The organism is Butyrivibrio sp. WCD2001 (genome assembly GCF_000424485.1).
GTDB lineage: Bacteria > Bacillota > Clostridia > Lachnospirales > Lachnospiraceae > Butyrivibrio.
This window is the reverse complement of the sequence record NZ_AUJZ01000008.1, coordinates 150068-162907: the sequence shown is the minus strand read 5'-3', so window position 1 is coordinate 162907 and position 12840 is coordinate 150068. Positions and strand designations below refer to the sequence as shown.

At 42.9% G+C, this 12840-nt stretch carries 10 protein-coding genes; 1 reads left to right on the top strand and 9 read right to left on the bottom strand.

The features are described from left to right. Positions 1–75: 75 nt before the first annotated feature. The 9 genes from G630_RS0109525 to fba all read right to left on the bottom strand — a co-directional run bounded on the left by G630_RS0109525 (position 76) and on the right by fba (position 11150). Positions 76–1155: a PTS transporter subunit IIC gene (locus G630_RS0109525; protein WP_022761732.1), complete on the bottom strand. Its 1080-nt coding sequence runs from the start codon at positions 1153–1155 to the stop codon at positions 76–78. A gap of 101 nt (positions 1156–1256) precedes the next feature. Next, on the bottom strand, positions 1257–2453 hold the full coding sequence (locus G630_RS0109520; RefSeq protein ID WP_022761733.1) for an FprA family A-type flavoprotein: 1197 nt from the start codon (positions 2451–2453) through the stop codon (positions 1257–1259). A gap of 70 nt (positions 2454–2523) precedes the next feature. Continuing rightward, positions 2524–4110 (bottom strand): NAD(P)/FAD-dependent oxidoreductase, encoded by a 1587-nt coding sequence (locus G630_RS21380; RefSeq protein ID WP_044959045.1) that lies wholly within the window; start codon positions 4108–4110, stop codon positions 2524–2526. A gap of 68 nt (positions 4111–4178) precedes the next feature. Further along, complete coding sequence (locus G630_RS21375; protein WP_049946162.1) at positions 4179–6188, bottom strand: hybrid sensor histidine kinase/response regulator; 2010 nt, start codon at positions 6186–6188, stop codon at positions 4179–4181. Then, entirely contained in the window at positions 6185–8356 is a 2172-nt protein-coding gene (locus G630_RS23520; RefSeq protein ID WP_049946161.1) for a hybrid sensor histidine kinase/response regulator, read from the bottom strand. The genes G630_RS21375 and G630_RS23520 overlap by 4 nt, the downstream gene beginning before the upstream one ends. A 35-nt stretch (positions 8357–8391) precedes the next feature. After that, the gene (locus tag G630_RS0109500; protein ID WP_022761737.1) at positions 8392–9015 is read right to left on the bottom strand and encodes a YdcF family protein; all 624 of its coding nucleotides are present in this window, start codon (positions 9013–9015) and stop codon (positions 8392–8394) included. Then, positions 9012–9527, bottom strand: a complete 516-nt coding sequence (locus tag G630_RS0109495; protein WP_022761738.1) for a flavin reductase — start codon at positions 9525–9527, stop codon at positions 9012–9014. Before G630_RS0109495 ends, G630_RS0109500 begins: the two co-directional genes overlap by 4 nt. Before the next feature lie 12 nt (positions 9528–9539). Beyond that, a complete protein-coding gene (greA, locus tag G630_RS0109490; protein ID WP_022761739.1) occupies positions 9540–10043 on the bottom strand; it encodes a transcription elongation factor GreA in 504 nt (167 codons plus the stop codon). A gap of 171 nt (positions 10044–10214) precedes the next feature. Then, on the bottom strand, positions 10215–11150 hold the full coding sequence (gene fba / locus G630_RS0109485) for a class II fructose-1,6-bisphosphate aldolase (protein ID WP_022761740.1): 936 nt from the start codon (positions 11148–11150) through the stop codon (positions 10215–10217). 201 nt (positions 11151–11351) lie between these two features. Between fba and G630_RS21365 the strand changes: the two genes are divergently transcribed. Beyond that, positions 11352–12836: a hypothetical protein gene (locus tag G630_RS21365; protein WP_044959044.1), complete on the top strand. Its 1485-nt coding sequence runs from the start codon at positions 11352–11354 to the stop codon at positions 12834–12836. The last annotated feature ends 4 nt before the right edge of the window (positions 12837–12840 follow it).

The following is a 12840-nucleotide window of genomic DNA, read 5'->3' as shown; positions in this document are numbered from 1 at the left end:
AGGTGACTATTTTATTACTGCATATATCTTATTTTATACTAAAACCATATTATTTTTATCAAAATCATGGCCTTATTATGATAATTTAAGGTCACCCTCGCCAATCCAGCCGATCTTTCTGAAAAATGCTCCGAAAATACATGTAAGAACTGCGGGAAGAATAAAGCAGATAAGCGCAAGTCCAAGCCAGTCAAATCCGGTAATTCCTGCCTTTGCACCTGTAGCAACGTCATTTACCCATCCGGCATAAACACCAATCTGTCCAACAAGTCCGCAGGTTCCCATTCCGGAAGCAACCGCACTTGCGGGATCGTTCATCTGAAGATGGAACACACATGTTGCAATAGGTCCTGTTATTGCACTTGTGAGTATCGGCGCAATCCAAATCTTAGGGTTCTTAACAATGTTTCCCATCTGAAGCATTGATGTTCCGATTCCCTGTGAAATGAGGCCGCCCCACTTATTTTCCTTAAATGACATGAAGGCAAAGCCGATCATCTGTGCACAGCATCCTGCTACGGCAGCTCCTCCCGCAAGACCAGTAAGTCCAAGTGCTGCGCAGATGGCTGCAGAGGAAATAGGTAAAGTAAGAGCAATTCCCACAACCACGGAAACAATGATTCCCATGAGGAACGGCTGCTGCTCCGTAGCCCACATAACCACGCCTCCGACTGAGGAAGCCGCGGTTCCGATAGCAGGTGCAATTAAGGCTGCAAGCCCTACACCCACAAGAATAGTTACTATCGGGGTTACCAGAATATCTACCTTTGTTTCTTTAGATACCGCTTTTCCGAACTCAGCGGCAATTATTGCTATGAAAAGAACAGCAAGCGGGCCACCGGCTCCGGATCCACCTGAAAGCGTCGTACTTCCCAAAGCATTAGCTGCATATCCAACTGTTACAAGTGAAAAAAGTACAAGGGGCGGTGCCTGAAGTGCATAGCCAATCGCTACGGCCATAGCTGCTCCGCTCATCGACGAAGCATACTTACCAATCTCGGATAACCACGCAAGTCCGCACTGTGTGCCAATGGTGTTAAGAATTGTTCCAATCAGCAGCGACGCAAATAATCCCTGCGCCATTGCAGACAGTGCCTCGATACCGTATCTCTTTCCGGAGATTACGATATTCTTTCTTTTCAAAAACTCTTTCATTACTCCTCCTTGCCTCCTTATATCAGCCTCTTTAGGCTGTATACGTGAAGGTCTTAAAAAATTAGTAGTTTCCGAACACGCCCCCATACGCGTTCATAGATTTATGCTTCAACGACAGCTGTCACGAAGGCTTCAAGCTCCGGTTCATCTGTCACATGAAGTGCACTCTTGATCGTGAGAACAGGCTCTACTATAGTTACATTTTTAAGAGTCTGAAGCTTCTCTGTCATGAGTTTACCTGAAGCAGGTGCCCAGGTTCCGTTTTGCGCAAGTGCGAATATTCTGTTCTGAACTGTAAGCGCCTGGCAGTCTGACAGGAAGTTCTCCATAGGAATATATATTCCGTTATTATATGTAGGGCAAAACAGTACAATCTTGCCGCAGCGCCAAACCTCGGATATCAGCTTTGAAGGATGGGTCTGTGATACGTCATAAACACTGACCTTCTTTCCGCTCTTTTCACGAATCATGGCTGCTGCTCTCTGCGCCGCACTCTCTGTATGTCCGTAGAGACTTCCGTAAATGACAACAATTTCGTCATCCTCGGGAGTATAGGTGCTCCACTTCTGATATTTATCTATAAACCATGCTATATTCTCTCTCCAGATCGGACCATGAAGCGGACAGATATACTTAATGTCGATGGCTGCGGCCTTCTTAAGAACTGCCTGAACCTGCATACCGTATTTGCCAACAATATTAGCATAGTACCTTCTGGCCTCGTCAAGGAATTTCTTCTCGAAATCATATTCATCCGCAAAAATTCCCGCATCTATTGCACCGAAAGTACCGAATGCATCAGCACTAAACAATGCTCCGGTTGCCTTATCATAGGTAAACATTGCTTCCGGCCAGTGCACCATAGGTGCCATTACAAAGGTCAGCGTGTGCTTACCAAGCTCAAGGGTATCTCCTTCAGCAACAGTGATTTTACTCTGAGCGCCGAGCTCCGGGAAAAACTGTGACAGGAAAGTGAAAGTTTTAGCATTACCAACCAGCGTTACCTCAGGATACATAGCAACAACAGTAGCTATCTGTGAGCAGTGGTCAGGCTCCATATGATTAATGATCAGATAATCAAGCTTCTTATCACCGAGAACGCCGGCTACATTTTCCAAAAACTGATCGGAGATTGAAATATCGGCTGTATCAAAAAGTGCTGTCTTTTCATCCGCAATCACATAGCTGTTGTAGGATACACCATCCTCAAGAGGGAAGATATTCTCAAATCTTGAGAGTCTTCTGTCGCTTCCTCCAACCCAGTAAGTTTCATCTGTAATCTTTGTGTAGTTGATCATTGTTTCTGCCTCCTTTTACCCTCATCTTTTAAAAACGGACGCCAATACTGTAATTGGCGCCCGTATAAAATCAGTCTATTTCTATCTCTTCGTCCTCTGGATTCTTTGCCTCCGTGGATTCATGATATTCTTTCTCTGTATTAACACTCCAGATGTTGCTCCTGTCGCGTGTGCCTGAAAGAATATTCTTTACAGTTTCAAAAGAAGTGCACATTGAGTGGTCTATATTGTTGTATCTGTGCTGTCCGTTACGTCCAACGCAGAAAAGGTTGTCGATGGTGTTGAGATAATCTACAAGTGTGTCCATCTCATCATAGGTGTCAAAGTAAGCCGGATATGCCTTTTTAACACGCTCTACATGATAATCAAGAACCTCTTTTTCCTCATCGATGAGGTTGATCTTAACCATCTCCTTGATTGCCATCTTGGCAAACTCATCATCTGTCATACTCCACATGGAATCGCCTTCGTTGCAGAAATACTCAAGACCCATCCATACGGTATTATCAATATCCTTAACAAGATAAGGTGACCAGTTGTTGTAGATCTGGAAACGTCCCATAGATACGCTGCGATCATGAACATATACCCAGTTATCCGGAACGATGTTTCCAATTGTTTTGGTGCTTGTCTTATTCTCGAGATTAAGATGCGGAATAAGAACACCCAGTGTCATGTAATCTCTGTAAGGAAGTCCTGCTGCGATTCTTGCAGGATCAGCGGGAACATCATTCATTCCTGCCACGAGATCCTTTATAGGCATGGAGCTTATTATGTAATCACCCTCTATGGTGACATTCTGTCCATCCTTCACATAAGTAACACCTGTGAGATGGTCTCCATCCTTATTAATCTTGGTAACCTTGGCACCTGTAATTATGGTACCGCCCTTTTTCTGAATTTCGGATGCGGTTACGTCCCAGAGCTGTCCGGGACCAAGCTTCGGATAACTGAACTCTTCGATAAGAGATGTCTCAACCTTTCCGCCTGTCTTGCCGCTCTTTTTCTTAAATGCATTGGCAAGAACCGCCATTATGGAGACACCTTTAACGCGCTGAGCTCCCCAGCTGGGATCGATCTCGGAAGGATGTCTGCCCCAGAGGTTAGCTGTGTAGTGCTCAAAGAACATTGAGTAAAGCTTCTTACCGAAACGATTTACATAGAAATCTTCAAGTGAATTCTCTTTACGCTTAAAGAGCATCGCCTTTATGTATGAAAAGCCTGCTACGATAGTTGTGCCGAGTCCCATGTTCGTGAAAGTCTCAACCTTCAGTGTTATGGGATAATCAAAAAATTTGCCGTTAAAGAAAATACGTGAAATACGATTTCTTCTAAGCATAACCCTATCCTCTGTCTCAGGATCGGGACCGCCCTTTACAACAGTAGACGGACGTTTTAAAACTATATCATCATAGGACGGGCTTCCCTGTCTGGGGAGCATATTATCCCACCATTCATTAACTTCAGGGACCTTGGAGAAAAATCTGTGTCCTCCCATGTCCATACGGTTTCCTTTATACTCAACCGTTCTGGAAATACCGCCGAACTTGTCTGTCTCCTCAAGGACAACAACTTCTATATCGTTGGTTTTTTCCAATAACTCATATGCTGCCGTAAGTCCGGCCGGACCGGCACCTATGATCAATGCTTTCTTCATCTTACTATTTGCTCCACTATCTTATTAATATACGTTCACAATAGTGTAATTTTATCATTTAATAATCTCTATGTCGACTGCATATTTGTTTTTAATGACAAAATTGTAGCCTCCACAACCTTCATATCTATGGGCTTTGACACATGTGCATTCATTCCCGCATCAAGTGCTCTCTGCACATCATCGGCATAGGCGTTCGCAGTCATAGCAATTATCGGTATTTGTGAGGCACCCTCCTTGTCCAGTTTCCTTATTGCTGCCGTCGCCTGATATCCGTTAAGAAATGGCATCTGAATATCCATAAGAATCATGTCATAATATCCGGGCTCTGCCTTTTCAAACATCTCCACAGCTTCCCTGCCGTTGGATGCCCTCTCGATCACAGCACCTTCCATGTTCATTAGCTCTGAAAGTATGTCTGCATTTATATCATTATCCTCTGCTGCCAAAAGCCTTATTCCCTTAAGCGGTTTTTCAAGTTGCTTTTCCTTTTCCGTACCAACCCTGCATACAACATTTCCCATGAGTTGACGGAAAGTGGATAGGAAAAGCGGCCTTTGCAGGAAATCATATATTCCGGCCTCCCTGGCCTCAGCCGCAATTTCTTCCCAGTCATCAGTTAACAGGATAAAAACAGGTTTATGTTTAAGCGGCTTTTCCTTGAGATATGATGCGACCTCAAAGCAGCTAAGGCTCCTTATCTGCATGCCAAAAACAATGACATCAATGCTCTTATCTTCCTCATCACCTGCATCTATGAGCTTAATTGCCTTGTATCCGCTCGAGCAGATAAGGACTTCTACCCCTGTATCCTCAAATACTGTCTCTATGTTATGGCACTCATCTATATCTTCGTCAATTACAAGTAATCTGCGGATTTTGTTCTTTTCCCAGAAATCATCCGCCTCATGTCTGATACTCTGAAGTCTCAGGGTTATTACGAAGGTGGATCCCCGGCCCTCCTCGGAGTCTACCGAAATGGTTCCGCCCATCATCTGTACCAGACTCTTGGTTATGGCCATTCCAAGACCTGTGCCCTGAATTCCAGAAGTCTCCTTTCTCTCCTCTCTGGTAAAGGCATCAAACAGCTTTTCCTGAAAATCCTTGCTCATTCCTATTCCGTTATCTCTTACTGAAAAACGCACATCCCAGTAATCTCCGCTGGTGCACTTTTCTTCTGATACGGAAAAGACAATTCTTCCGCCTGTCGGTGTGTATTTGACCGCATTTCCAAGAATATTTACAAGCACCTCATTAATTCTTTTTTTGTCGCCGACAAAACGATCCTGGGGCATTGATCCGGATTTTATCTGATAATCCAATTGTTTACTTTTAGCCTGAAAAGCCACAACGGAATTGACCTCTTCCAAAAGAAGCCCCAGCGCAAATTCTTCATTGTGAATATTTGCTTTTCCGCTTTCAATCTTACTCATGTCAAGAACATCGTTCAAAAGCGAAAGAAGATTCTGACACGCAAGTCCGATTTTGTGTGTATAATCCCTGACTTTCTGTGGATTGTCTGAGTTCTTTGCAATCAGAAGATTAAAGTTTGTTATGGCATTCATGGGCGTTCTGAAATCATGGGACATATTTGCGAGGAAGCTCGTTTTTGCCTCATTAGCGGCATTAGCAACCTCAATCATATCCTCCATCTGGCGCTTTCTTTGGATCTCCTCTGTAATATCCACCCAAATCAGAAGGAAGTTGTCGCCTCCGTCCATATCTGTGTGGTTAATGCTGCCTCTGAAATATTTTGTCTCTCCTGTTTTCTGATTATGTGCTTCTAATACTTCGGCCTCTATAGTCTGTCCCATCGGAACCTTTTTAATAGTGTCGTCCGAAGGCGGAATCTCTTCCTCTACCCTCACTCCCAAATCTATAAGATTTCTGATGTCCTTGTAAATGAGTTCTCTGTCCACGCCAAGAATTTCCTCAGCATTATCAGTCAGAAATTCAACCTTAAAATCCTTTGCTGAGAAAATAGCAGCTACCGTTCTGTTTTGTTTTATAACATAATCAAAAAACCATTCCTTGCACCGGATTTTTTTGTCCTGTGCTTTTTCTTTATTATCACTCATAGGCTCTCGTGCCCCCTGACCTTAAGTGCTTTGACCGTATTCTCAAAAAGCTTTAAATCAATCGGCTTTGGTATATGTGCATCCATCCCCGACTCACTGGTTTTTTCTATATCATCCTTAAATGCGTTTGCACTCATCGCTATAATCGGAATCTTGCCTGCATCCTTCCTGCCCTCATCCTTCATCGCCCTAATGGTCATAGAGGCCTGGTAGCCATCCATGTTTGGCATTTGAATATCCATTAGAACCATGTCATAGTAGCCTTCACCCTTTTCTTTGAATGCTTCTACAGCTTTTTCACCATCCTCAGCTACGTCCACAAGCGCTGCGCCCTGCATTTTAAGTATTTCTGTAAGTATTTCCGCATTCAGCTCATTATCCTCTGCCGCAAGGAAACGCATCCCCTCAAATGTATTCTCATCCCCGGAATCATCCTGCATATTTCCGTTTTCCAAAACCTCTTCAATCTCTCTTATCTCATCCAGTTCGGTTTTGGGCGCTATATCAAAGGCCAGTCTCACGGTAAAGATACTGCCCTCATTAATCTTGCTCTCAACATTAATGGTTCCGCCAAGCGATTCAACCATCTTTTTGGTTACCGTAAGTCCAAGACCTGTACCCTGTTCCTTGCTTGCATTTTTCCTCTGTTCCCTTTTGAAGGGCTCAAAAATGTGCTCCAAAAATTCACTGCCCATCCCGATTCCGTTGTCCTTGATCTCGAATCTGAGCATAAGCCTCTCGGTATCTTCTTCATTTTCGGGAGTGATATCAACATTAATGATTCCGTCATTCTCTGTGTAAGTTACAGCATTCTGAATTATGTTCTTAAGAATTATCTCAAGCTTAAGATCATCACCGACAAATATATCCTCTTTGACCTTACCTCTGTCTATCGTAAGCTTCAGCCTTTTGTTATCCGCAAGCGCTCCCATCTCCTGCCCGACTCTGTTAAGAACATCACTCAGATAAAATCTCTCATACCTGACCTCGTCGCCTCCTTCTTCCATCTTGCTTAGATCAAGCACGCAGTTGATCATATTGAGCATATTGCGATGAGCATACTCGGCCTTTTCTCCGTATTCCCGGACTTTATCGGGGTCATCTGCATTTTCTTTCATAAGGGTCAGATATCCCGCCAATGCGTTCATAGGTGTCCTGAAATCATGGGACATGTTGGCAAGAAACCTTGTCTTTGTTTCATTCGCGGAATTGGCAACAACAAGCATTTCCTGAACAGACAAATAACGAACTATCACCATAATGACAATTAGAACAATAGCAAATGCCACAATAAGCAGTATATTGTTGATCATTTTTACCTGAGAAATATTCTTATCTACAGCATTTGCCGGAGTAAGGCATACAAGCATGCTGTCATCAATTCCGCAGGGCATAAAAGTTATATAGTAAGCTATCTCATCCAGTTCCATGACAATAGCACCGGTCAAACGGCTTTCAATTTCTGCCCTGAAGCCTTTTCCGATGGGATCATACAAAACCTCGCCGTTTTCCGAAATGTAATCGACAATGTTTTCTATTTCCTGAGATTGCTTTACAGAGGTGATTATCAGATTTCCGTTTTTATCTACCAGGTAGTTCAAAGATCCGGCCATGTCTCTTCTCTTTACAGAGAGCCGGCTCTTCATCTGATAGGAATCAAGCCCCATACCAATTGCGCGATAAGTGACACCCTCATATTTTCCGGGCTTTACACTTAACACAAAAAGGTCCAGACGCTTACCGTTTGTACCAATTATGTGGGAAACCTGCTTATCCCCTACGGTTTTAAGGCGATTGATAAAGTCCTTGTTCTCATCAATCGAACCTATATTACCTTCCGTATCCAGATAGTTTCCCTCTTCATCAAACAGGTATATCTGCTCGACGTCCCATATTCTCTTTTCTGTGGAAATGTAAGAATTGAAATCTTCTATCCCTGATGATTTCTCGTGTTCAAGATGATATGACCAGCTTCGAAGGAGCTTATAATATCTCGTAAATCTGGTCGAAATAATAGACTCCAGCTGCGAATAATAAGTTGTCAGCTGAACCATGCGATCGCTGTATATGAATCTGCTCTGAATGCTGTTCACCATGAATATCAAAACAGCAAAAAGTATGACAATGGCTATCGGCACTGTCCACTTTGACTTTATTGCACTACGCATATTATCCCCTCATAAAATAGTGCACTTAAAAATCTTTATCTGAGTTCGTACATTCTGTCTCCTTTAAAATACTCTCCGCATTTGGAAAACTCAGACAATACCAGATTATAACTTTTCACATTATCCATCCATGTATCTATACATATTCCCCTTGTAACAACAGGACATACGGTTATCCTGATGTCACGAAGCTCCGACTGAAAAGTCATGAGCGCTCTCCTTGCATGAAACGCCTGACAGCAAAGGATTATGTGGCGTATATTTTCCTCTTTCAGATCCTCTTCTATTATTCTTCTGGAAAACTTCGCATTCTCAAAGGTGTTTGTTGATTCCTCTTCAAGGATTACTGCATCCTTATCGACACCCTCTCTTATCATGAGCTTAGTAAGAAACTCTGCCTCCGTTACAGCTCCGTCCCTGTCCCCGTTACTTGCAGAATATCTGTTAAACTCATCCTCAAGACTCTCATAAGTCATATAAAATTTTCCGGTGACAAGTATCTTTGGTGCAAAACCTTTTTTCCACAGTTCTGCTCCGTGAAAGGCAAGTTCCTGCAGCGGTGCCCCGGGAATAAGAATAATATCTGCCGGAGTTGGCTCGTCAGAAAGAAAAATAAATTTTCCTATTTCTTCGAAGGATGCTATATTTGCTGCTTTCATCGAATCATTACCTTTTTGATCTCAGCTATATAATAATAGTGATAATCACCCTTTGCGTAATAATCGGCAATCAATCTTCCGTTAACAAAGCATTCTTCCTTCATAAGCTGCTTATACAGAACTCTGCATATAATGACATTATCTGCCTCGTCTATAAACGGAACACCGTCATCAAAGTTCACATTAAGCTTTGCATTCTTTATCTTGTCCTCATCTCTTCCGGATACAGAACCAAGATATTTCTTAAGAGATTTATATGTGTCATGATGAAGAAATGAAAGTGAAAACTTCTTCTGGGCATCAATGAATTCCTTTGTATATCTGGACTCACGAACATAAATAATGGCACAGGTTTTATCCCAGATATGCGTTATACCGCCCCAGGATATCGTCATGGTATTGGCTTTTTCTTCATTTCCCGCTGTAAGCAGTGCCCAGGTATCGCCTCCAAATTTAAAAGCGCCTTCCAATATTTCATCCAAATCAACAGGTTGGAATACATGAAGTCCCATATTTCTTCCTCCTTAAAAGTCTCTTAGCTTATCTTCTTCTGTCAGTTCCGTGTTCTCTATCTTCAGGATAGTTATGTCATAGCTGTAGTCACTGTTTACTTCTATAGTGAGCTTGTCTCCCACTTTATGTCCGAGAAGCTGTTTCCCCATGGGAGATTCTATACTGATAAGGCCCTTTAAAGCATTTCCTCTCATGGTGGTAACTATCTTATAAGTAGCTTCCGATCCGTCATCCTCCAGTCGCACTGTGACGGTCTTATTCATTCCTACTTCATCCTCCTTACTGGAGTCATCTATTATCTCAGCGGTCTTTATCATTCTCTCAAGAAATCTGATTCTGCTCTCATTGGCATTTTTAGCTTTCTTTGCCGCATAATATTCAAAATTCTCGCTTAAGTCTCCCTGGGCTCTTGCTTCCTTAACATCCTCAAGGAGTTCCTTTCTGACAACGGCCTTGCGGTGCTCTATCTCCGCCTCCATGTCCTCGATGTCTTTTTTTGTAAGCTGGTTGTGCATTTTATTAACCTCCCTATTCCCCTCATCCGTCGTTTCCCTTACGGGAAAGCATAGGATGATATACTAATTTTACACGATATATTGAAAAAATAATATTAAGAAACAGTAAAATATAAAAAAGCTGCCACAGGAAAACCCATGGCAGCTTTACATTTTATATATTCGCTTTTATCAAGCCTTACCGTCAGAACCAAGAACGTTGATGATCTTGTCGTGAACGATTTCCTTAACATAAGCGCGGCCGTCGCCAAGATACTGACGAGGATCGAAGTGCTCAGGATGCTCAGCGAAGTGCTGACGGATACCTGCTGTCATACCAAGACGAAGATCGGAGTCGATGTTGATCTTGCAGACTGCACTCTTAGCTGCTGCACGAAGCTGCTCATCCGGAATACCGATAGCATCCTTCAGAGCGCCGCCGTTAGCATTGATGATTCCAACGAACTTCTGAGGAACTGCTGAAGAACCGTGAAGAACGATCGGGAATCCGGGAAGTCTCTTAACAACTTCCTCAAGGATATCAAGACGAAGCTTGGGATCCTGGCCGGGCTTAAACTTGAAAGCACCGTGGCTTGTTCCGATAGCGATAGCCAGTGAATCAACGCCTGTACGCTTCATGAAATCCTCAACCTGATCAGGATTTGTATACTGTGCTGCATCATCAGCAACGTTTACATCATCCTCAACACCTGAAAGTGTACCGAGCTCAGCCTCAACTGTGCAGCCCTTTGAATGAGCGTAATCAGCAACCTTCTTGGAGAGCTCGATGTTCTCTTCGTAAGGCTTTGAAGAAGCATCGATCATAACAGATGTAAATCCGTTGTCGATACATTCCTTACAGATTTCGAAGCTTGCACCGTGATCAAGGTGAAGAGCGATCGGAATAGATGTTGACTCAGCAGCTGCCTTAACCATGTTTACAAGGTAAGGGAACTGTGCATACTTGATTGCTCCTGCAGAGCACTGAAGGATAACGGGGGACTTGAGCTCGTCACAAGCCTCTGTAATAGCCTGAATGAACTCCATGTTGTTGATATTGAAGGCACCAACAGCATATCCACCGTCATATGCTTTTTTGAACATATCAGTCGTTGTAACTAATGGCATAATTTGTACCACCTTTCGTAAATATTGTTAACAAAACACTGAAAATATTATAGCTCATTACTTAAGGCAAATACAATCTTTATTTGCTATCAGATTGGTTTTTCCTAAGGATTTTTATGATACAATAAAGCGTGGAATTTCCGATTCAAATTCATTTTTTTCGTTAATGGAAATCCGTATTACCTTTGGGGAGGAAATAACGTGAATAAAAAGCTCTCACTTTTCATAAAAACAGCAGTGTTTCTCGCTATTCTCTGCGTTTGTTTTATCTGTATGTCACTTCTTGTAGAGCGCAAATCCAGCTTCAATAAAAATCAGGAGTTTTTCGAGGAAGCCAAAAAGGATCATATCGATGCATTTTTCCTTGGTTCCTCTCATGTCATAAACGGAATCAATCCTCTGCAGCTATTTGAGGATTACGGATATACTTCCTACAACCTCGGCGGCTACGGAAGCGTTCTTCTTTCAAGCTATTGGCAGATGATGCTTGCTCTCGATTACTGCACTCCTAAGCTGGTGGTTGTCGATTCGTATATGCTGGAAAACAATATCAGATACATAGATGATCCCGAGGCAAATGTAAGCAGCGATGAGCTTCATCTCAATATTGATCGTTTTCCCTTAAGCAGAACAAAATATCACGCCATAAACGATATGTTTCAAGACAGAGACGAAAAATACCCTTATTTAGCTGACTTCATTGTCTATCACGACAGATGGAAGGAGCTTGAGGCAGACGACTTCAAGCGCTTTACAAAGGATGCTGACGTAAATCGCATGATGGGAGCGGTTATGGAATATGGCATCCACTCTCAGGAGTATACCTACACCGATTTTCAGGCAGGGACTCTTGAACAGGAAACCGTCGGAACCGCTTATCTTCGAAGGATCATTGAAGAATGTCAGAGCAGAAACATTCAGGTTGTGGTAGTAACCCTTCCCTTCCTTGCCATGTATGATAATCAGGCAGCTGCTCATACTGCGACTCAAATAGCTGCGGAATATGGTGTTCCTTCACTCAATATGCTCGAGATTCCCGGAATAATTGATGTCAATACCGATATGGAGGATGCCGGTCACCTGAATGTACTTGGCAGCAGAAAAGTCACTTCCTGCCTCGGAGATTTCATAGCACAGAACTGTCCTCTCCCGGATCACAGAGAGGATTCCGGATATGAAAAATGGAATGATTACATCGGGGATTACAATGCAGAACTGGCTTCGATGTGCGAAGGAAATGATGACCTGTACACTCAGCTAATGATGCTGCAGCTGAATAACTCCAATAAAACCTTCACCATTTCGGTAAGAGGTGACACTGCTGTTTATTCCGACCCCAGCCTTGTACGTCAGCTTCATTCACTTGGCGCCACGGAAATGCTTGATCAGGCAGTTTCTTCAAACTGCTCCTATATGATGATTTCCGATCATGGAGTGATCACAGAATTTGTCGGAGATTCAGAAAATGAATTTACTGTGGAAACCTCTGACGGAGTATTTTTATACAGTCCCGCAAGTGCAATATACAGGATTCTGTATGTAAACGGTGATACTGAGAATAACTACCTATATTCCGATGATCATGCCTATGCGGATGTGCAGCTTTTGTTCTTCTCGGGCGGCGTTTGCACATCGCATCAGTACTACACCTGCGATCATTTCACCTATGATTATGACCAAAGATAATTAA

Excerpts from the sequence above, each read along its gene's own strand:
- G630_RS0109525 (WP_022761732.1), bottom strand. The coding sequence starts at position 1,155 with ATGAAAGAGTTTTTGAAAAGAAAGAATATCGTAATCTCCGGAAAGAGA.
- G630_RS0109520 (WP_022761733.1), bottom strand. The coding sequence starts at position 2,453 with ATGATCAACTACACAAAGATTACAGATGAAACTTACTGGGTTGGAGGA.
- G630_RS21380 (WP_044959045.1), bottom strand. The coding sequence starts at position 4,110 with ATGAAGAAAGCATTGATCATAGGTGCCGGTCCGGCCGGACTTACGGCA.
- G630_RS21375 (WP_049946162.1), bottom strand. The coding sequence starts at position 6,188 with ATGAGTGATAATAAAGAAAAAGCACAGGACAAAAAAATCCGGTGCAAG.
- G630_RS23520 (WP_049946161.1), bottom strand. The coding sequence starts at position 8,356 with ATGCGTAGTGCAATAAAGTCAAAGTGGACAGTGCCGATAGCCATTGTC.
- G630_RS0109500 (WP_022761737.1), bottom strand. The coding sequence starts at position 9,015 with ATGAAAGCAGCAAATATAGCATCCTTCGAAGAAATAGGAAAATTTATT.
- G630_RS0109495 (WP_022761738.1), bottom strand. The coding sequence starts at position 9,527 with ATGGGACTTCATGTATTCCAACCTGTTGATTTGGATGAAATATTGGAA.
- greA (WP_022761739.1), bottom strand. The coding sequence starts at position 10,043 with ATGCACAACCAGCTTACAAAAAAAGACATCGAGGACATGGAGGCGGAG.
- fba (WP_022761740.1), bottom strand. The coding sequence starts at position 11,150 with ATGCCATTAGTTACAACGACTGATATGTTCAAAAAAGCATATGACGGT.